This window comes from Sphingobium sp. TomTYG74, from assembly GCF_055393875.1.
This window is the reverse complement of record NZ_AP027341.1, coordinates 769,778-790,019: the sequence shown is the minus strand read 5'-3', so window position 1 is coordinate 790,019 and position 20,242 is coordinate 769,778. Positions and strand designations below refer to the sequence as shown.

At 61.3% G+C, this 20,242-nt stretch carries 15 protein-coding genes; 6 read left to right on the top strand and 9 right to left on the bottom strand.

Translation table 11 applies throughout. The features are described from left to right. Positions 1-131: 131 nt before the first annotated feature. Positions 132-1,304 carry a carboxynorspermidine decarboxylase gene (locus tag ACZ5TB_RS04085; protein ID WP_464792108.1) on the top strand — a complete coding sequence of 391 codons (1,173 nt, stop codon included), beginning with the start codon at positions 132-134 and terminating at the stop codon, positions 1,302-1,304. A 149-nt stretch (positions 1,305-1,453) separates the two neighbouring features. Beyond that, complete coding sequence (locus ACZ5TB_RS04080) at positions 1,454-2,644, top strand: type III PLP-dependent enzyme (protein ID WP_464792107.1); 1,191 nt, start codon at positions 1,454-1,456, stop codon at positions 2,642-2,644. Positions 2,645-2,714: 70 nt separating this feature from the next. Here the strand turns inward: ACZ5TB_RS04080 and ACZ5TB_RS04075 are convergent, their stop codons facing one another. Genes ACZ5TB_RS04075 through ACZ5TB_RS04040 form a run of 8 tightly spaced genes read right to left on the bottom strand, consistent with a single transcriptional unit; the run spans position 2,715 to position 12,313 of the window. Beyond that, positions 2,715-3,929 (bottom strand): class I SAM-dependent RNA methyltransferase, encoded by a 1,215-nt coding sequence (locus ACZ5TB_RS04075; protein WP_464792106.1) that lies wholly within the window; start codon positions 3,927-3,929, stop codon positions 2,715-2,717. Then, on the bottom strand, positions 3,926-5,317 hold the full coding sequence (locus ACZ5TB_RS04070) for an NAD(P)H-hydrate dehydratase (RefSeq protein WP_464792105.1): 1,392 nt from the start codon (positions 5,315-5,317) through the stop codon (positions 3,926-3,928). Before ACZ5TB_RS04070 ends, ACZ5TB_RS04075 begins: the two co-directional genes overlap by 4 nt. Further along, complete coding sequence (locus ACZ5TB_RS04065) at positions 5,314-5,697, bottom strand: hypothetical protein (protein ID WP_464792104.1); 384 nt, start codon at positions 5,695-5,697, stop codon at positions 5,314-5,316. The genes ACZ5TB_RS04070 and ACZ5TB_RS04065 overlap by 4 nt, the downstream gene beginning before the upstream one ends. Next, positions 5,678-7,399 carry a dihydroxy-acid dehydratase gene (gene ilvD / locus ACZ5TB_RS04060; RefSeq protein WP_464792103.1) on the bottom strand — a complete coding sequence of 574 codons (1,722 nt, stop codon included), beginning with the start codon at positions 7,397-7,399 and terminating at the stop codon, positions 5,678-5,680. Before ilvD ends, ACZ5TB_RS04065 begins: the two co-directional genes overlap by 20 nt. A 44-nt stretch (positions 7,400-7,443) precedes the next feature. Continuing rightward, positions 7,444-8,160 (bottom strand): N-formylglutamate amidohydrolase, encoded by a 717-nt coding sequence (locus ACZ5TB_RS04055; RefSeq protein ID WP_464792102.1) that lies wholly within the window; start codon positions 8,158-8,160, stop codon positions 7,444-7,446. Continuing rightward, complete coding sequence (locus ACZ5TB_RS04050; protein WP_464792101.1) at positions 8,157-9,026, bottom strand: 4-(cytidine 5'-diphospho)-2-C-methyl-D-erythritol kinase; 870 nt, start codon at positions 9,024-9,026, stop codon at positions 8,157-8,159. Before ACZ5TB_RS04050 ends, ACZ5TB_RS04055 begins: the two co-directional genes overlap by 4 nt. Further along, a complete protein-coding gene (locus ACZ5TB_RS04045; RefSeq protein WP_464792100.1) occupies positions 9,013-10,644 on the bottom strand; it encodes a tetratricopeptide repeat protein in 1,632 nt (543 codons plus the stop codon). Before ACZ5TB_RS04045 ends, ACZ5TB_RS04050 begins: the two co-directional genes overlap by 14 nt. A gap of 16 nt (positions 10,645-10,660) precedes the next feature. After that, on the bottom strand, positions 10,661-12,313 hold the full coding sequence (locus tag ACZ5TB_RS04040; protein WP_464792099.1) for an electron transfer flavoprotein-ubiquinone oxidoreductase: 1,653 nt from the start codon (positions 12,311-12,313) through the stop codon (positions 10,661-10,663). Positions 12,314-12,451: 138 nt separating this feature from the next. Here ACZ5TB_RS04040 and ACZ5TB_RS04035 point away from each other — a divergent pair, with 138 nt between their 5' ends. Genes ACZ5TB_RS04035 through ACZ5TB_RS04020 form a run of 4 tightly spaced genes read left to right on the top strand, consistent with a single transcriptional unit; the run spans position 12,452 to position 16,598 of the window. Next, positions 12,452-13,174 (top strand): uracil-DNA glycosylase family protein, encoded by a 723-nt coding sequence (locus ACZ5TB_RS04035; protein WP_464792098.1) that lies wholly within the window; start codon positions 12,452-12,454, stop codon positions 13,172-13,174. Further along, positions 13,171-14,958 carry a lytic transglycosylase domain-containing protein gene (locus tag ACZ5TB_RS04030; RefSeq protein WP_464792097.1) on the top strand — a complete coding sequence of 596 codons (1,788 nt, stop codon included), beginning with the start codon at positions 13,171-13,173 and terminating at the stop codon, positions 14,956-14,958. Before ACZ5TB_RS04035 ends, ACZ5TB_RS04030 begins: the two co-directional genes overlap by 4 nt. Further along, positions 14,958-15,485 (top strand): molybdenum cofactor biosynthesis protein B, encoded by a 528-nt coding sequence (gene moaB / locus ACZ5TB_RS04025; RefSeq protein WP_464792096.1) that lies wholly within the window; start codon positions 14,958-14,960, stop codon positions 15,483-15,485. Before ACZ5TB_RS04030 ends, moaB begins: the two co-directional genes overlap by 1 nt. 45 nt (positions 15,486-15,530) lie before the next feature. Beyond that, complete coding sequence (locus tag ACZ5TB_RS04020; protein WP_464792095.1) at positions 15,531-16,598, top strand: PA0069 family radical SAM protein; 1,068 nt, start codon at positions 15,531-15,533, stop codon at positions 16,596-16,598. Here the strand turns inward: ACZ5TB_RS04020 and dnaE are convergent, their stop codons facing one another. Then, on the bottom strand, positions 16,599-20,141 hold the full coding sequence (gene dnaE / locus ACZ5TB_RS04015) for a DNA polymerase III subunit alpha (protein WP_464779475.1): 3,543 nt from the start codon (positions 20,139-20,141) through the stop codon (positions 16,599-16,601). It abuts the gene before it with no gap. Positions 20,142-20,242: the final 101 nt, after the last annotated feature.

Sequence of the window (20,242 nt, the reverse complement as noted above, 5' to 3'; positions counted from 1 at the left end):
ATTCCCTCTCCCCTTCAGGGGAGAGGGTGCCGAGCGCAGCGAAGGCGGGAGAGGGGAATGACCCGTCCCTAGCGTTGTTCCCCTCTCCCCGACCCTCTCCCCTCAAGGGGAGAGGGAGATAGGAGCTGTCCATGGAAACCAAAGCCGGCGACCCCGCCGCCTTCGCGCATTTCGACCTCCACCGTGTCCCCTCCCCCGCCTTCGTCGTGGATGAGGCCGCGATCCGCCGCAACCTGTCCATCCTGCGCGACATAGGCGACCGCGCAGGCATCAAGGTCCTGGGCGCGCTCAAGGCCTTCTCCATGTGGTCCCTCGGCCCCGTAGTCACCGAATATCTCGACGGCGTCTGCGCGTCCGGCATCTACGAAGCACGCCTCGGCCGCGAAGAATATGGCGGCGAAGTCGCGACCTACTGCGCCGCCTACAAACCGGACGATCTGGCAGCGATCCTCAAAATCTCGGACCACGTCATCTTCAACAGCCCCGGCCAAATCGCGCGGCTCAAACCCGTCATCGATGATGCCAGAATGAACGGTGTGAACTTCGACATCGGTTTGCGCATAAATCCCCTCCACGCCGAGGGAGAAGTACCCAAATATGACCCCTCGCAGCCCCACAGCCGCCTCGGTTTCCCCATCGATCAACTCCGCCCGGAACATCTTGAAGGCGTCGATGGCCTCCATGTCCACAACCTGTGCGAACAGGATTTCCTGCCGCTCGAACGCACCTGGGCCGCGATAGAATCGCGCGTCATGCCGCATGTCAGCGGCCTGAAATGGCTCAACTTCGGCGGCGGCCATCATGTCACGCGTGCTGACTATCAAATCAACGACCTGATCGCCTTTCTCCAGCAGATCAAGGCGCAGACCGGACTTGAACTCTATATCGAACCCGGCGAGGCGATGGCCCTCGATGCGGGCATCCTGATCGGCGAAATCCTGGACGTCATCGACAATGGCATGCCCGTCGCCATCACGGACATTTCCGCCACCTGCCACATGCCCGACGTCATAGAGGCGCCCTACCGCCCCGCCATGCTCCATGAACAGGATGAAGGGCCAGTGACGCGACTCGGCGGCCCCTCCTGCCTGGCGGGCGACATTATCGGCGACTATCGAATCCCCGGCGGAGCGACTCCGGGACGCCGCATCGCCTTCCTCGATCAAGCCCACTACTCGATGGTAAAGACTAACACCTTCAACGGTGTACCTCTCCCCTCCATCTGGCTGTGGAACTCAAAGACCGACGAACTCAAGCAAATCCGCCGGTTTTCCTACGAGGATTTCAAGTCCCGTCTCTCCTGACGCACGGTTCATACCCGCCCGCGCAACAAAATTTACACACGCGCTTTACAGGGGGGACCCCTACGCATATATCGCCGTTCCGCTGCCCCATGGGACTTCCACCGCAAGGCAGCTTTTAATGCCCTGAACTACACTGGAGGTCCCTTGAGTTGCACAAGCACCATAGCGCGCTGGGGGTAGCGACCGCCCTCAAACCGGCAGCACCGGTAACGCTGATCCGCCCGCAGGCTGCGGCCCGCGCCGCCCGATTCTTCGCTGAGAAGTTTCCGGGGCGCTCGCTCTACGCTGTAAAGGCCAATCCCTCGCCGGACTTGCTCCGGACGCTTTGGGACAGCGGAATCACGCATTATGACGTTGCGTCCATCGCCGAGGTTCGCCTCGTCGCGGAAACGCTGCCCAACGCGAAGCTGTGCTTCATGCACCCCGTGAAGGCTGAAGAAGCCATTGCGGAGGCTTATCACGTCCATGGCGTGCACACCTTCTCGCTCGACACGATCGACGAGCTGGAAAAAATCCTGCGTGCCACCAAAGACGCTACGGACCTTGAACTCTGCGTCCGCCTGCGCGTCTCGTCCGAACATTCGGAATTGAGCCTCGCTTCCAAGTTCGGTGCGGAACTCGGCGAAACCCGCGAACTGCTGATGGCCACCCGTCAGGCGGCTGACGCGCTTGGCATCTGCTTCCATGTCGGAAGTCAGGCGATGAGCCCGCAAGCCTATAGCGACGCTATCGAACGCGTCCGCGCGGCCATTGTCGATGCAGCCGTCACGGTCGATATCATCGATGTCGGCGGCGGCTTCCCCTCGGTCTATCCCGGCATGGAACCGCCAGCACTGGAAGCTTATTTCGACGCCATCTATCGCGGTTTCGAAAGCCTGCCGATCAGCTATTCGGCGGAACTGTGGTGCGAGCCTGGCCGCGCGCTTTCGGCCGAATATAGCTCCATCATCGTGCGGGTAGAGCGTCGTCGCGGCACGGAACTCTACATTAACGATGGCGCTTATGGCGCGCTGTTCGACGCCGCACATATCGGCTGGCGTTTCCCAGTCGCGCTGCTGCGCGAGGAAGAGAGCGAGGCGGATTTGACCGGCTTCTCCTTCTACGGCCCGACCTGCGACGACATGGATCACATGGTGGGTCCGTTCATGCTGCCCGACGATGTGGTGGCGGGTGATTATATCGAGATCGGCATGCTCGGCGCATATGGTGCGGCGATGCGCACCGGCTTCAACGGCTTCACCTCGGAAGCGGTCATTGAAGTTGAGGACGAGCCGATGGCCAGCCTCTACGCCGATCCGGTTCCGGCACGCCGTCGCGCAACTGTCATCAAGCTGGGCTAAAAGGCTCAAGCTCCCCTTTGGAGAGGGTGCCTGTTCCCTCGCCGCAAATATGTGGCGAGGGATCATTTTTTTACGAGCGGCGAAAGACCGCCGCCAGTTCGACATGGGTCGACCATCGGAACTGGCCAACCGGCTTCACCTTGTCCAAAACATATCCGCTTGCGACAAGATGCGCTGCGTCGCGGGCAAAGCTCGCCGGGTTGCACGAAACATAGGCGATCACCGGCACTGTTGACGCCGCCAACTGCATCACCTGCTCCCGCGCGCCCGCCCGGGGCGGATCGATCACCACCGCTGCAAACCGATTGAGCTCTTCAGGAACCAGCGGCCGCCTGAACAGATCGCGATGGTCGGCAACCATTCGCCGCTGTACCCGATTGGCCGCCAGTTTGAGCGACAGCACCAGATCGCGCGCACCCTCGGCCGCATAAACCGGACGCTCCTTACCAACCCCGAGGGCGAATGTACCAAGCCCGCTAAAGAGGTCGGCAACCGCACCGCTTACGGGTAGAGCCTCTCTCACGACCCCCAGCAGAGCAGATTCCCCATCTGGAGTGGCCTGAAGGAAGGCGAAGGGAGGAAAGGCTACGGCAACGCCACCAAATGTCATCGTGCCCGGCTCAGGTTCCCAGCGCGTTTGCTGGCCATCACCTTCATCGATCGTCAATCGCGCCAAGCTGTGAACAGCAGCAAAGTCACGCAACGCCTCGTCCGCCGTCAAGCCGGGAACCTGAACATTTTCCAGAAGCAGGTCCACGCCTTGATCGATAAGGGACATGCGAACGTGCGCCGCCCGCCTATCCGGCAGGATCAGCGGCAACAACGCTCTCAGCGGCTCGATCAGGGCAAAAAGCCGAGGTTCCAATATTTCGCACATCGCAAGATCGATCAGCTTGTGACTACCCGATTCAGCAAAACCGATGGCGATCCGCCGCCCCTCCCGAACGGCCCGTAAGGACGTCCGGCGCCGTGTCCTGGGCGGCGACAAATGAGGCAACAGCAATGACCCAGCCGCCAGCGGCAGGCCCTGCCCCATCAAGGCGCCGGTCACGCGCCCCGTGACGAACTCAGCGAGGCTTTGTTCATCGACATGCTGCAGTTCACACCCACCACAGGCGGGGAAATGAATACAGGGAGCTTCAACATGATGGGGACCAGTTGAAAGACTGCCATCGGCCGCCAGCCTGTCTCCCGGCGCTGCGAGCGGCACGTGCCTCCCGTCGGCGGTTACACCATCGCCCTTTGCGGCGATGCGAATTATAAGGTCATTGTTGATGTCGGTCACAGGCGGGAGGCGATAGCCGCTGGCAACCGGGTGATCAAATCATCCGCAATAAACGCCGCTCCTGCACGTCTCGCTGCCTCGCCATGAAGCCACACGGCTTCGCTCGCCGCGCGAAACGGGTCTCCCCCAACCGCCAGCCGTCCAGCAGCCAGGCCTGCCAGAACATCCCCCGTCCCGGCTGTCGATAGCCAGGATGACGCGCCGGTTGCTACAGCAACGCAGCCATCGGGTGCCGCGATGATGCTATCCGATCCTTTTAGGATCACTATGGCCCCCGTTCGCTGGGCTGCTTCAGCCGCTCGATCAATCTTGCTACCGGGCAGATCGCCAAACAGCCGCACGAACTCCCCCTCATGTGGCGTCAGGATCGACGAAGGCGGAACTGGCCCCACCTGCCCCGTTGCCAACAATGTTAGTGCGTCGGCGTCGAGCACCAGTGGATGACCGCATTGCAGCACTGCTTTCAAACGATCGGCTGCATGCTCATCATGGCCCAAGCCAGGCCCGACCAGCACCGCCGCAAACCTGTCGTCCTGAAGTTGCGCCTTAACCTGATCGGGCTCGTCAGCCCGCAACGTCACGATGGCGTCCTCAGCGGAAGAAGCTGTGTCCATGACCAGATGTCGAACCATGCCTGCGCCGGAACGCGCCGCAGCCTCGGCAGCAAGCCGCCCCGCCCCCGCCATGCCGCCACCCACTATAGCCACCAGTCCACGGCTATATTTATGATCTGTTGCTCCCGGCGCTGTCAGGCGAGGCGGAGCAAGCCTATGAACGGCTCCGCCACCCCCCACGCCAATGTCCACACAAATCAGCCGCTTGAACGTACCGGCCGCAGGATGCAGCACATGAGCAGGCTTGAGCGCCCCCAGCGCAATGCAGACGTCGAATTGCGGCACCGGGGACAGCAGCGCACCACTGTTCGTATCGACCCCACTCGGCAGGTCGATGGTGTAGCTGAGACCGGATCGCTCCGTGAGGCTGTTCAGCCGTTCGGCAACAACCGTATCCAGCCCACGCGAAAGCCCTGTGCCGAATAGAGCATCGACCAGCTGGGTTGCCGAACCAGCGTCATTGAGGGGCTCGATCGGCCCATTCCATGCGGCCCGCGCACGGCGGCTCGAATCCGTGCGGCTTTCCCCCAATGCCGCGACACGGACGGGCACGCCCCGCGCCCGCAGCAAACGCGCAACGACAAAGCCATCGCCGCCATTATTCCCTGGACCGCACAGCACCAGAAGGTCCCGCCGACCGCCCGCGCGCCAAATGACCTCTGCCGCAGCGGCCCCCGCGCGCTCCATGAGTTCATATTCTGGGATACCACTCGCGAACACGGCCTGCTCGGCTTGCCGCATCTGGTCGGCAGTCAGGATGGCCGTCCCCATCATGGCACGGCCGCCGGAGGGATGGTTGCTGGCAGCCTATAATGATCCTGACCCGCGCTTACTTCGATAACGGCGTCGCTAATTACGGCGATCTTCGCGGGCTCCGCGCCATCAGCCGATGCTAAACCCCGCCTGTCTCCCAGAATATGAAAGCGGCGGAACCCACCATCTGGGTGGCGGATGGTTAGAAGCTGTCCGTCCTGCTCAACCAGGCAAGTACGCGCCCATTTGGCGTCGGCACCGATCGCGCAGTCCGCAAGAGCCCTTTTTTCCGATGCAGAGTTCGCAAAGGGGCTCTGCGCCCCTTCGCCCTGATCACAGCCTGCCAGGGCAAGGCACATCAGCCCCGCCCCGGCGATCTGTTCAGATATCCGCATAGACATGGGTTTCGGTCTTTGCTCCGGGATGCGTCACTGCCCCCTTGTAAGCCGGTCCCACATTCTGTGCATAGCGCCACAGAGCGCCTGATTGATAATCATTCTGGCGAGGCTTCCAGTTCTTTTGCCGCTCGGCCAGCACGGACTCGGAAACCTTGAGGTCGATCGTGCCTGCTTCGGCGTCGATAGCGATGACGTCGCCATTCTCGACCAGCGCGATCGGACCTCCCTCGGCAGCTTCCGGCCCCACATGCCCAATGCAGAAGCCGCGCGTCGCGCCAGAGAAGCGTCCGTCGGTGATCAACGCCACCTTCTCGCCCATGCCCTGGCCGTACAGCGCGGCCGTGGTCGATAGCATCTCGCGCATGCCGGGACCGCCCTTAGGGCCTTCATAGCGGATGACGATAACCGATCCTTCGGCGATGTCGCGCGCTTCGACCGCAGCAAAAGCGTCTTCCTCACAATCGAAAACGCGAGCAGGCCCTTCGAACTGGAGGCGGTGCATGCCCGCGACCTTCACGATCGCGCCATTGGGAGCAAGCGAACCCTTCAGACCCACGACGCCGCCCGTCGGAGTGATCGGCGACTTGACGTCATAGATGACCTTCTGGTCAGGATTCCAGGTCACTTCCTCGATATTCTCGGCGATCGTCTGGCCGGTGACGGTCATGCAATCGCCATGCAGCAGGCCGTTGTCGAACAACGTCTTCATCAGCATGTAGACGCCGCCAGCATCATACATGTCCTTGGCGACATATTTACCGCCTGGCTTGAGGTCAGCGATGTAAGGCGTCGACTTGAAGATTTCCGCCACATCGAACAGGTCGAAATCGATGCCGCATTCGTTCGCCATAGCGGGCAAGTGCAGCGCTCCGTTGGTCGAGCCCCCCGTCGCGGCAACGATCCGGGCCGCATTCTCGAAGGCTTCACGAGTGCAGATATCACGCGGACGGATGTTCTTCGCCAGCAACTCCATCACCTGACGGCCAGCGGCGACGGCAACTTCTTCGCGGCTCTTGTAGGGAGCCGGCGCCATGTTGCTGTTCGGCAGCGAGAGGCCGATCGCCTCACCCACACAGGCCATGGTGTTCGCCGTATACTGACCGCCGCAAGCGCCGTGTCCGGGGCAAGCGACCTTTTCCAGCGCGATCACATCCTTCAGCGGACAGGCACCCGCCGCATATTTGCCGACCACCTCGAACACATCGACGACGGTAACGTCGCGATTTTCAAAACGGCCCGGCAGGATCGACCCGCCATAAACGAAGATCGACGGCACATTCAGGCGCAGCATCGCCATCATCATCCCCGGCAACGACTTATCGCATCCGGCGAAAGTGACGAGAGCGTCATAGCAGTGGCCGCGAACCGAAAGCTCGACCGAATCCGCGATGACTTCGCGGCTCGCCAGCGAGCTCTTCATACCCTGATGGCCCATAGCGATACCGTCGGTGACGGTGATGGTGTTGAACCGGCGCGGCATGCCGCCTGCTTCGTTCACGCCCTGACGACAGAAGTCCGCCTGCATGTCGAGCGTCGTGTTGCAAGGTGCGCTGTCATTGCCCGCCGAAGCAATACCTACGAAGGGGCGGCCAATCTCTTCTTCAGTCAGGCCCATCGCATAATAATAGCTACGATGCGGAGCGCGCTCCGGACCAACCGAGACATGGCGGCTCGGCAGTTTCGACTTGTCGAATGTATGAGACATAAAACCTACCCTTCTTGCGCGCCTCCTTTCCAAAAAGGGACGAGTCACGCAAGGCTATTGCGGCATTGTAGCACGATGGGGCCAATTATGCTGGCGAAGCGGCCTTGTCCTTCGCCATCGCTCACCAGATCCTGCCGCATCTCGATACCAAGATAGGGTATGCCATTGGCTTCGGCATGACGGTTCATGGTCGCGTTCAGCAGCCGCCCCGAATAGGGTAGCTGATCGCCGACCATCAGGCCAGCCTCCACCAGCATCGGAATGGCGATGCGGGCCGCACGGTCATCTTCATTGTAAAGCACGCCGATGTCCCATGGCCGTTCCGCCTCGGGGTCACTTGCCAACTGCGGCGTGAAGCTGTGCACTGAGAGGATGAAAGGCGACGTCATTCCGTCGAGCAGTCGGCCGATCTGATGATGATAGGGATGATGAAAGCGGATCATCCGGTCGGAAAGGTCTGCATGGCGATTGCCGGGAATGACATGGCCGTCGCTCATCACGGGTAGCAGGCCCGGCGCGTCATCCTCACGATTAAGGTCGATCACCAGTCTGGAAACGCCACCCAATATCGCGGTGCATCCCAACTGCTCCGCGAGTAACCGGCTGACCTCGGCCGCTCCGATGTCTATGGCGATGTGGTTGCTCAGCAGGGCAGGATCGATACCCAGATCGATGTCGGCAGGCACATGAGCCGACGCATGATCCGCGATGATGAGCAGGTCGAGGGGGCCGCCTTCCACCTGTGTAAATGCCTCGCTCACGCTCTGCGAATCTCCGTTTCCATGACCCACCAGCGGGGTTGCATCGCTGATATTGCGCGCGCAGCCGCTGCTCCCTCACCCGAATCATTGAACAACGCAAAGCAGGTTGCGCCAGACCCTGACATCCGAGCCAGCCTGACGCCCGCTTGCTTCCGTAGCAGTGAAAGCACGTCGGCAATGACAGGCGCTACCGCGATCGCCGCCGGTTCCAGGTCATTGCGCGCCGTTGCTATCACGTCGTCAAGGACAGCGGCAGTCAGGGGGCCTCGATCAAGCCGGTCCCATCGACTGAAGACATCCGCCGTGGAAACGCCGACACCTGGATTGACCAGGAGCATCGCGGTCCCCTCCAAGCCTTGGACATCGAGCGGCTCGAGCACTTCGCCCCGCCCGCGCACCATCTGCGTAACGCTGCTGACGCAGGCTGGCACGTCCGAACCCAGGCGCAAGCCGATGCGCTCCAGTTCAGCGCCGGGGAGTTGTGCATCCCACAGCCGGTTCAGCAATCGCAACGCCGCCGCCGCGTCGGCAGAGCCGCCGCCAATGCCCGATGCTACCGGAAGGTTCTTTGTCAGCTTCAACACCGCGCCGCGCGCTTCACCCAGATGGTCCTGCAAGGCCCGCGCGGCTCTCATGACGAGATTATCTGTGCCGGAGCCCAATACCTTGCCGAACGGCCCATCCAGCGTCAGGCTGATTTCCTCTCCATGGCCTAGACTTCCGCTGAGGAAGTCTCCGTCCTTCGCAAAGACAAACAGGCTTTCCAGCGCATGATAGCCATCCGGCCGCCGATCTCGCACGTGCAGGGCCAGATTCACCTTGGCGAAGGCGGTTTCCACCAACATTGCAGCTTCAGGGCGCGACATATTCTGGCGTCATCCCGGTTTTCGCCTTCGCATGAAGTCGCGCCGCCACCTCTCCTTCCGCGAAGACAGCAGCAGCCCGCCAGGCGTAGCGCGCTTCATAGCGGCGTCCGGCGGCCCATAGCGCATCGCCCAAATGCTCGTTGATGGTCACATCAGCCGGAGCGCCTTCGGCCGCACGCTCCAGCACCGGCACCGCCGTTTCCATATCTCCGGTCACGAAATGCGCCCATCCAAGAGAATCCGTTATGGACGGGTCGTCTGGTTTCAGGGCGCTCGCCTTCTTCAGAAGTTCCAGCGCAGCCGGAACATTCTGCCGCCGTTCGACCTGAGCGTAGCCCAGATAGTTCAGCACCGCCGGTTCATTGGGCGCAATCTTCGCGGCGCGCTCCAGGGCTCCACGCGCTTCGTCCCAGCGGCCCGCCTGCTCAAGCGCACTGCCCTGCATCAGCAACAGAGGCCAAGGCATATTAGCCGCGTCATAACGTGCTTCAGCCATACGAAATACGTCAGCAGCCCCGCCGAAATCCTTCGCTTGCGCCAGCAATTGCCCCAGCTTCACCATAAGGTCCACATCCGCGCCAGGCGCCTCAGCAAGTGAGCGGGCGAGCGATATGGCCCCGGCGCTATCATTAGCTGCCGCCAAGGCATTGACCATCGCCGTCTGCCTAAGCGACCCAAACCAACCTTCTGGCGCGACCTGGTTCAGTTCAGACACAGCCTGTTCCCCGCGACCAGCTTCGGTCAGCAATTGCGCCAGGACCAGCCTGCCATCAGCGCCGCCGGGATTGGCGAAGCTGGCGATGCGAGCCAGCCTGATCGCCAGCATCCGCGTGCTCTCATCAGATGAAATGTCGGCAGCCAAACGCACAAGCAGCCGGGCAAACCCCTGCGCTGGCGTCAGCGCTCGCCCCGCTTCCCCGGCTCCGCGTTTGCGCGCGATATCCTTCCGCGCCAGAGCATAATCGGCACGCCCATCAGGAAGCAAAGCCATCGCCTCCGTTCTCGCGCCCCGAGCCGCAAGCTGCGCCGCGAAGGTCAGCCGCATTTCGGCGAGTTCGACCGTGCGCAACCCCAGCGCGCGATTGATCGCCAGCCCAGCATCCGCAATGTCTCCACGGCCAAGCGCCTGGAGCGCGATATGCTCATCAATGTATCGGCGCGCGAGGAAGGCATAGCGATCCGCCGGGTCGATCTCTGGCGGCGCAACCCGGCCTTCGCCCACCGCAATCCAGCTGCGAACTATCGGTGCCAGAAACCCGAAATTGCCTTCAGCCGCGACCCGATCCGTGATCTGACCGGCCGCCTTCCAATCCTTGCGGGCCAAAGCTTCGCCAAGGAACAGGAGCGTTCCGTCCCTTGGCAGCAGACCCTTGGCGTCAAGCAGCCTTGCCGATCGCAGAGCCAGAGCCATGTCCCCGCTCAGCAGGGCATGCAGGTAGGAACGCCTCGCGACCTCCACACTGTCCGAATCGCCGACTAGTGCATCGCGATAGCTATTAAGCGCAATGCGCGCCGCTCCATCACTGTCGGCCAACCTGCCCCGCGCATAGGCATGCAGCGCGCTCGACCGATCCACCGATGCGCCAGCAGGGGAAGCCAGCAGCATCGGCAACAACATCGCAGAGAGCAGGCGCCTACATGTTGGGATAGTTCGGCCCCCCGCCGCCTTCGGGCACGACCCAGTTGATGTTCTGCGTCGGGTCCTTGATGTCACACGTCTTGCAGTGGACGCAGTTCTGGGCGTTGATCTGGAACCGAGGATTGCCCTCATCCTGCCCAACCACTTCATAGACCCCTGCCGGGCAGTAGCGCTGGGCCGGTTCGTCGTACATGGGGAGGTTGTAGGCAATCGGGACGGACGGGTCCTTCAACTGAAGATGAACCGGCTGGTCCTCCTCATGATTGGTGTTCGACAGGAACACAGAGGACAGGCGATCAAAGCTGATCACCCCATCAGGCTTGGGATAGTCGATCTTGTGCCCGATCTCCTTGGGCCAGATCTTTTCATTGTCCGGCTTGTGCTTCATCGTGAAAGGCAGGCCGATCTTCAGCGTGCGCATCCACATGTCGATGCCTGCGAGCAACGTGCCGATCGTATTGCCGAACTTGGCCAGCAGCGGCTCGGCATTCTTGACCAGCTTCAATTCGTCCGCGATCCAGCTCGACCGCAGGCGATCATCATAGTCGTGCAGGACATCGCGCGAGCGCTCGTTCTGGATCGCCTCAAATGCCGCCTCGGCCGCCAGCATGCCGGACTTCATCGCCGTATGCGTGCCCTTGATGCGCGGCACATTGACGAATCCTGCCGAGCAACCAATCAGCGCACCGCCGGGGAACACCAGTTTCGGCACCGACTGCCAGCCACCTTCATTGATCACGCGCGCGCCATAGGACACGCGGCGGCCGCCTTCCAGATACTGGCGGATCGCCGGGTGCTGTTTCCAGCGCTGGAACTCCTCGAAGGGATAGAGGTAAGGATTGCGGTATCCGAGGCCGACCACGAAGCCGATCGCGACCTGCCCGTTTGCCTGATGATAAAGGAAGCCGCCGCCATAGGCGTCAGTCAGCGGCCAAGCCTGCGTGTGGATGACCAGGCCCGGCTTGTGCTTGGCGGGATCAATATCCCACAATTCCTTCATGCCCAGCCCATAGACCTGCGGTTCACAATCCTTGTCCAGTTCGAACTGGCGCTTGAGGATCTTGGTCAGGTGGCCGCGCGCGCCTTCGGCGAAGAAGGTATATTTGGCGTGCAGTTCCAGCCCCGGCTGATAATCGCCCTTGCGATTGCCTTCCCGGTCGATGCCCATGTCGCCGGTGGCAACGCCTTTTACGCTACCATCTTCATTGTAGAGAATTTCAGCGGCGGCGAAGCCAGGGAATATTTCGACACCCAGGCCTTCGGCCTGCTCGGCAAGCCAGCGGCACAGATTGCCCAGCGACCCGGTATAGGTCCCCTTGTTGTGCATCCAGCGCGGCGTGGCGATGTGGGGCACAGGCAATTTGCCGCGCTTGGTCAGGAACCAATGCTGGTTATCGCGCACGGGAACCTCGGCAAGCGAGCAGCCCATCTCACGCCAGTCCGGCAGCAGTTCATCGAGCGCCTTGGGATCGACCACCGCGCCCGACAGGATATGAGCGCCGATCTCGGACCCTTTTTCCAGAACGCACACCGCCAGTTCCTGACCCGCGTCGTTGGCCAGCTGCTTCAGCCTGATCGCCGCAGACAGCCCCGCCGGTCCCCCGCCGACGATGACGATGTCATAGGGCATCGATTCCCGTTCGCTCATAATCCCTCCATCGAGACGGGCCGGATAGTTTCCCTCTCCTGTCCGGCCGCCGCATTACTCAAACGATTTACCACTGGTTGCCGATGAAGATTCTTGACCCCGGCGTCAACCTCTGGCCCTAGAAGAACGATGCGGGGAATGACGGAAGACTTGGCCGATGCTGCCAGCGCCTATCTGGCATGGTGGGACATGGCGGGCGTTGATGGCGCGACGACGGAAACGCCGGTGAATTGGCTGCGCCCAACTACAGCTGCCGCTCCGCCATCGTCCACTGCTTCTCCCGCCACTTCTCCCGCCACAGTGGAGAAGCCCGGATCGCTTCAGGATTTCACGACCTGGCTCACCGAGGACGCGGGACAACCCGAGCGCCGCTGGTCCGGACCATCGATATTGCCGCAGGGACAAGCCGGATCGCCGCTGATGATAATCACGGACATGCCCGATCCGGCCGACATGGAAGCAGGCGCATTGCTTGCCGATCGCGCCGGACGCTTGTTCGACGCCATGCTCTCTGCCATCGGCCTGTCGCGTGAGACGGTCTACATCGCCTCCCTCTTTTGCGCGCGCCCACCCGGCGGCATGGTGGAGGCGGCGGACCTGAATGCTGCGGCCGATCGCATGCGGACCCATGTTTCCCTCGCCGCTCCCGGCAAGCTCCTGCTTCTGGGCGACCGGACGATCCGCACATTCCTTCCCGTACAAGACAAGCAAGGGATGGAAAGTTTACACTTTTTTAACCATGATGGCGGCATTGTGCCTGCTTTAGCCACTTTCCACCCGCGGCTCCTGCTCGGGCAGCCTGCGGCGAAAGCGGAATGTTGGCGCACATTGCAACGCCTGGTCGAGGATATGCATCAGTGATTCGCGCGCTCACCCGATCTTCCTGTCTGGCTCTGGCCGCCATGAGTGCCGCCGCAGCCATGCCCGCAAAAGCGGATAACGCGCCGTCGGCCGCAGCGTTCAGGTCCGACTTCAACTCCGCCTTATCCATCAATGACGCCGACAAGGGGCGTTACTCGGCCATTTACGGCGCACTGGCGAATCAGAGTTGGGTTGACGCAAAAGCCATGATCCTGACATTGGATCCGCAGGACCCGATGCGTTTCGCTGCCCTCTCCGACCTCTATGTGGCGAAGGACTCTCCACGCGTTGAGCTGTTCGATGTGCTCGACCTGGTGAACAAGGCAGCTTGGCTTCCCAACGCGGATCAACTTTCGCGTCTGGCGCAAAAGCGCGGCGCGACGATCCTGCCCACCCTCCCGCAAATCCAGAAGATGGTATGGCTGGGTTCCGCACCTCGCCGCGAATATGTCGCCACGACGAAGACCGACCTGCTGGCCCAGGCGCTGGTTGGCCAGATCACGCCTTTCATCAAGAATGATGATCCTGTCGGAGCGGAAACGCTGCTGGCGTCCGGGGAAATCGGCCTCACCCCTGAAGGCGTGACGGAAGTGCGCCAGCGTGTCGCCTGGTCCTATTATATTGAGAATAACGACGCCGACGCACGCCGCATGGCCAACCGAGCGCTCGAAACCCGTTCGAGCAGCGACTGGGCGGTGCAAGCGCACTGGACGCTGGGCCTTGCATCGTGGCGGCAGCATGACTGTGCCACAGCCGCGCCTGCGTTCGCCAATGTTGCGGCCCTCGCTGGAAATGCCGACATGCGGGCAGCGGGAGCCTATTGGGCTTCCCGTGCCTATATGGTTTGTGGTCAGGCCGAAAAGGTCGAAAGCCTTCTGAAGACTGCGGCTCGATCCGATGAAACCTTCTATGGCCTGCTCGCCCGCGAGACATTGGGCCTGCCGGTTGGGGGCGCCAAAGTGGCGCCCCGCTTTGGCGCCGCCGATTGGCAGCAGCTCAAGGACAGCCCGAATGCCCGCGCGGCCATTGCTCTTGCCTCCATCGGGCAGATCTCGAAGGCCGACCAGTTCATCCGCCACCAAGCGCGGATCGGCGGCGCGGCCCAATATGACGCGCTGCTGAAGCTGGCCAACGCTCTCAGCCTTCCCGCCACCCAGCTTTGGCTCGCGCATAATGGTCCGGCGGGTAAACAGCCTGGCAGCTTCGCCCGTTTCCCGACGCCCGACTGGCGTCCGGATGGCGGATGGCGTGTCGATCCCGCGCTGATCTATGCGCACACGCTTCAGGAATCAGGGTTCCGTAGCGACGTGGTCAGCAGTGCCGGCGCCCGCGGCCTGATGCAGGTCATGCCCGGCACCGGCAGCGACATGGGCCTTTCCTCCCCTGCCCAACTCTTCGTTCCATCGATCAACATGGAATATGGTCAGCGTTACCTGGAAAATCTCCGCAACATGAGCGCCACCGGCGGTCTTCTGCCCAAGGTCATGGCCGCTTATAATGCAGGCCCGCTGCCCGTCGAACGGTGGAACAGCGAGGTCAAGGACAATGGCGACCCTCTCCTGTTCATGGAGTCGCTGCCCTATTATGAAACCCGCGCTTATGTGAACATCGTCATGCGCAACTACTGGATGTACCAAATCCAGGCGAAGGGCAGCGCCGATTGCCTCACCGGCATGGCGCAGGGCATGTGGCCGACCTTCCCCACCGCCAAGGGGACGCGCATGGTGAGGCTGAGCCAGAACAGCAACCTGTCCGCACCCAGCATCGCGGGCGGCTCTGACTAATGCCGATCGATGAGGACCGGCCATTTCTGCCGGTGCGGATTGCGGTCCTGACTGTGTCCGACAGCAGAGGCCTTGCAGACGATCGCTCCGGCGACACCTTGGTGGAACGGATAAAGGCGGCGGGCCACATATTGGCTGCGCGCTATATCGAAAAAGACGATCGAGCCGCGATCGTTGCCCGCCTCCATAGCTGGATTGACGATCCACAGATCGACTGCATCATTACCACCGGAGGCACGGGCGTCACCGGTCGCGATGTGACCCCGGAAGCGATCGCACAGGTCCAGGACAAGGAAATACCCGGCTTCGGCGAACTGTTCCGCTGGCTCAGCTACCAGACAATCGGAACCTCGACGATACAGTCACGAGCCACCGCCTGCGTCTCGCGGGGGACCTATATCTTTGCACTGCCGGGTTCTACCGGCGCGGTGAAGGACGCTTGGGACGGCATCCTCTCCACCCAGCTCGACAGCCGTTATCGGCCGTGCAATTTCGTCGAATTGATGCCTCGCTTGATGGAGCGCTGACTTACTAAGGCTTGCCACCGTGTTCCCTATATGTTCTAAGGAAGCATGGTTGCTGAAAAGGGTCGAGGCGCGACGTTGAATGTCGCTAGTCACCGCTTCAATGTCGCGGAACAGATCGCTGACGGCGACTGGCTCGATACGCTTGATGCCATCGATGGCCCCGCACCGCGCCGTCGCACACAAGTCACCGTCGAACATCCCCGCACTATCATCAGCCGCAACAAGTCGCCTGATCTCTCCTTTAGCCAATCGATCAACGCTTATAGAGGCTGCGAGCATGGATGCATCTACTGTTTCGCCCGGCCAACCCACGCCTATCACGATCTGTCACCCGGTCTGGACTTCGAAACGCGGCTCTTCGCCAAGCCGGATGCGCCCGCCCTGCTCCGCGCCGAACTGTCAAAGCCGTCCTACCGAGTCTCCCCTATCGCCATGGGGACGAACACCGATCCCTATCAACCGATCGAACGGGATTGGAAGATCACCCAGCAATGCATTGAGATATTAGCTGAATGCCGCCACCCACTCTTCATCACGACAAAGTCCGACCGGGTTCTTCGTGACCTCGATCTTCTGAAGGAGATGGCGCGCGACCGGCTCGTCGCCGTGATGATCTCCGTAACGACCCTTGACCCGAAGGTCGCGCGCACTCTCGAACCTCGCGCAGCCCATCCACTTCGGCGGGTGGAGGCTATCCGTCAGCTGGCGCAAGCAGGCGTGCCAGTCGTCGCCAGCGTCTCTCCCATCATTCCCGCCATCACGGACCACGAGATAGAGGCCATAGTCGAGACGGTCGCCGCCGCCGGAGCTCGCGACGCCACCTTCATTCCGGTGCGGCTCCCCTTCGAAGTGGCGCCCTTGTTCCGCGCCTGGCTTCAGGAACATTACCCAGACCGAGCCGCGAAGGTCATGGGAATCATTCGTGAAATCAGGGGAGGCCGCGACAATGATCCTGATTTCGGGAGCAGAATGCGAGGGCAGGGGGTTTGGGCCGACCTGATACGCACCCGCGTCATCAAAGCGCGAAAACGCGTCGGCTTTTCAGGCGAGAGGCTAACACTCAGGACCGACCTGTTCCGTCCGCCCGCAGGTCCACAGCTTCAACTCTTTTGATCAGGCCGTTGCCGCGACCAGCCTGAAGCCGGAGCGCCGAGTCCGTGCCCGATACCCATCCGCTTTCGGCTCCATCCGTTCGAAGCTTTGGATGGACAAGCCCGGAATGAGCGCGATCGCATCCACCTGGTCCGCCCCGATCAGGAAATCATCCCCAACGAACATCCGCGCAGCCTTACCGCCCGCCAGTGGGGTACGCAGGAAAACCTCGCTGCGCCCACCCCTGTTGCGCAGCAGCAGTTCCGCCAACGCGTTTACAGCTGAAGCATCCTGCACGTCCACCACCAATTCCATCCGCGATGCGCTGGCGAGTTGATTGAACTGCTCCACGCCTCTGATCGTCACTCGAGGTGTTTCTTCGCCCGGCATACGATCCAGCTCTACCATCAACAGGGCGCAATCACCGTCCCGCGCCATAGCCTCGATAGCCTTGCATGCATCTTCATCGAAGCAACTCGCCTGGAATTGCCCGCTGCTGTCGGAGAATGTCGCTGCCGCATATCGCGCGCCGCGTCGCGTTTCGCGCCAGCGCACCTCTTCCACCATCGCGGCCATGACCGCGTTGGCGCGACCGCCCTCCGCCACCTGCTCGGCACAGATCGCTCCGTAGCTTTTCGCACCGCGCGCCTCAGCCAGATGACGATAGCGATCGACAGGGTGCGCCGAGAAATAAAAGCCAAAGGCTTCTTTTTCCTGCGCCATTCTGTCCGCAGTGGACCAGGTCTGATGGGGCGGAATCCGGACGTCTGCATGCGGCGTCTCGACGTCGCCAAACAAGCCGCCCTGCCCGCTTTCGCGCGCTTCAGCAGCACTGGCGGCAACGCTCAGGATAGTGTCTGCCGCTGCATGCACTCCAGCCCGATCAGGATGGATTTCGTCGAACGCGCCTGACGCTGCCAGGCTTTCAAGCTGGCGGCGGTTCAACAGTCGCGGCTCTATCCGATCCGCAAAGTCATCAAGGGACTTGAACGAGCCGCCCGCATCCCGCTCGGCAACCAGCTGCTCCATCGCCTTTTCACCGACGCCCTTTAGGCCCCCCAGGGCATAGCGCACCGCGAAACCTAGGCGCGCATCCTCACCCTCATACTGGATCGGTTCAACGGAGAAGTCGGCAAGGCTGCGATTGATATCGGGCGCAAGGCAGCTGAGGCCCATGCGTCGCATGTCATCAACAAAGATGGTCAACTTATCCGTGAGATGGATATCGAATGCCATCGAGGCGGCATAGAATTCCGCCGGGTAATGCGCTTTCAACCATGCCGTCTGATAGGCAAGCAGCGCATAGGCCGCGGCGTGGGACTTGTTGAAGCCATAGCCCGCAAACTTGTCGATCAAATCGAACAGCTCATTGGCTTTGGCGGCCGGAATGTCGCTCCCGGCGCAACCTTCCACGAACCGCGCTCGCTGAGCATCCATCTCCGCCTTGATCTTCTTGCCCATGGCACGACGAAGAAGGTCAGCGTCCCCAAGGGAATAGCCCGCCAATATCTGGGCGGCCTGCATCACCTGTTCCTGATAGACGAAGATGCCGTATGTCTCTTCGAGGATAGGCTTCAGAAGAATATGAGGATATTCAATATCTTCCTGGCCATTCTTACGGCGTCCGAACATGGGAATATTGTCCATCGGGCCGGGTCGATAGAGCGAAACGAGCGCGATGATGTCGCCGAAATTGGTGGGTCGAACGGCGGCCAGCGTCTTGCGCATGCCTTCCGATTCCAGCTGGAACACGCCGACTGTGTCACCCCGCTGAAGAAGGTCATAAACCGCCGGATCGTCCCAACTGAGGACGCTTAAATCGATCTCGACGCCGCGCCCGGCCAGCAGCTGGACCGCCTTTTGCAGAACAGACAGCGTTTTGAGACCCAGGAAGTCAAACTTCACCAATCCCGCGCCTTCGACATATTTCATGTCGAACTGGGTCACCGGCATGTCCGACCGCGGATCGCGATAGAGCGGCACAAGCTGTGACAGCGGCCGGTCGCCAATGACGACGCCCGCCGCATGCGTTGAACTATGCCGGGGGAAGCCCTCCAGCTTCATCGCATAGTCAATCAGTCGTTTGACTTGATTGTCATTGTCATATTCGGCCTTGAACTCTGCCACTCCGTTCAACGACCGTTCCAGCGTCCAGGGGTCTGTCGGATGATTAGGCACCAGCTTGGCAAGCCGGTCGACATGGCCATAGCTCATTTGCAGGACGCGTCCGGTATCCTTCAACACCGCGCGCGCCTTCAGCTTACCGAATGTGATGATCTGCGCCACATGGTCGGAGCCATATTTCTGCTGAACATAGCGGATCACTTCACCACGCCGCGTTTCGCAAAAGTCGATATCGAAGTCCGGCATGGAAACGCGTTCGGGGTTGAGGAATCGTTCGAACAGCAACCCCAGTTGCAGGGGATCGAGATCGGTAATGGTGAGCGCCCAGGCGACCACCGAGCCAGCGCCCGATCCGCGGCCCGGACCCACCGGAATATCCTGCTCTTTCGCCCATTTGATGAAGTCGGCAACGATCAGAAAGTAGCCGGGGAAACCCATCTGAATGATGATGTCGGTTTCGAACTTCAGCCGGTCGAAATAGGGCTGGCGGGCCTCCTCTCCCTCGATCCCCGCCTTTTCCAGCCGCCACTCCAGTCCTGCCGTTGCCTGCTCGCGCAACATCTGCGCCTCGCCTTCGATGTCGCCAGCGAGGCTCGGCAAGATCGGCTTGCGTTTTGGTGCAGCGACCGCGCAACGCTGGGCGACTATAAGCGTGTTGGCGATTGCTTCCGGCAAATCCTCAAACAGCCGCTTCATTTCTGCGGCCGGTTTCATCCAGGCGTCAGGCGAACTCGTCCGCCGGTCGGGAGTTTCGACATAGGCCCCATCGGCGATGCAGAGCATCACATCATGCGCCTCGTGAAAGTGAGGTTCGGCAAAGCAGGTCGGATTGGTAGCGATCAGCGGCAGATCACGCGAATAGGCAAGTTCGAGCAATTCAGCTTCCGCCTTGCCTTCGACGGGATCAAGCCTCCGGCAAATTTCGACATATAGACGATCCGGAAAGAGGGTCTGAAGCCGGTCAGCATAGGCAAACGCGGCGTCAGGCTGGTCCTCCGCGAACAATCGAGCAAGCGCTCCCTCCGCCCCAGCGGTCAGAGCGATAAGCCCTTCCGTCCTGCCAACCAGCGCATCCAGAGTAACGTGGGGAACTTCTTCGACCGGACGGTCGAGGTGGGCCATCGAAACCAGCGCGCAAAGATTATCGTATCCCGCTTCATCCTGGGCATAAAGCGCCAGCCAATCATGGACAGCAGCGGCATTGGCAGGGCGCCCCGGTCGCAATATGCCCAGCATGGCTCCAATTATTGGCTGAACGCCCTCGCCCTTACAGGCATCTGAAAAAGCCATCGACCCATAAAGGCCATTGCGGTCAGTAATCGCTGCTGCCGGAAAGCCCAGCGTTCGCGCTTGCTTCGCGATCTTCTTCGGCTCGATCGCGCCTTCCAGCATGGTGAAAGAGGAAAAGATGCGAAGGGGTACAAAACCGGCATGAGGCATTTTGCATTGATAGCGCCGCTACCACCTCGGGCGCCAGTCCTTCTTGAGAAATGCTGTGGATAAACGGAAGCGTCCGTCAGCTCGCCAGCTTCACCGATGCG

Bases quoted from the DNA above. Each gene is read 5' to 3' on its own strand.
- ACZ5TB_RS04065 (WP_464792104.1), bottom strand. From the start codon at position 5,697: ATGTCTATGCGGATATCTGAACAGATCGCCGGGGCGGGGCTGATGTGC.
- ACZ5TB_RS04070 (WP_464792105.1), bottom strand. From the start codon at position 5,317: ATGATGGGGACGGCCATCCTGACTGCCGACCAGATGCGGCAAGCCGAG.
- moaB (WP_464792096.1), top strand. From the start codon at position 14,958: ATGCCGATCGATGAGGACCGGCCATTTCTGCCGGTGCGGATTGCGGTC.
- ACZ5TB_RS04050 (WP_464792101.1), bottom strand. From the start codon at position 9,026: ATGTCGCGCCCTGAAGCTGCAATGTTGGTGGAAACCGCCTTCGCCAAG.
- ACZ5TB_RS04035 (WP_464792098.1), top strand. From the start codon at position 12,452: ATGACGGAAGACTTGGCCGATGCTGCCAGCGCCTATCTGGCATGGTGG.
- ACZ5TB_RS04020 (WP_464792095.1), top strand. From the start codon at position 15,531: ATGGTTGCTGAAAAGGGTCGAGGCGCGACGTTGAATGTCGCTAGTCAC.
- ilvD (WP_464792103.1), bottom strand. From the start codon at position 7,399: ATGTCTCATACATTCGACAAGTCGAAACTGCCGAGCCGCCATGTCTCG.
- ACZ5TB_RS04085 (WP_464792108.1), top strand. From the start codon at position 132: ATGGAAACCAAAGCCGGCGACCCCGCCGCCTTCGCGCATTTCGACCTC.
- ACZ5TB_RS04045 (WP_464792100.1), bottom strand. From the start codon at position 10,644: ATGTTGTTGCCGATGCTGCTGGCTTCCCCTGCTGGCGCATCGGTGGAT.
- dnaE (WP_464779475.1), bottom strand. From the start codon at position 20,141: ATGCCTCATGCCGGTTTTGTACCCCTTCGCATCTTTTCCTCTTTCACC.
- ACZ5TB_RS04040 (WP_464792099.1), bottom strand. From the start codon at position 12,313: ATGAGCGAACGGGAATCGATGCCCTATGACATCGTCATCGTCGGCGGG.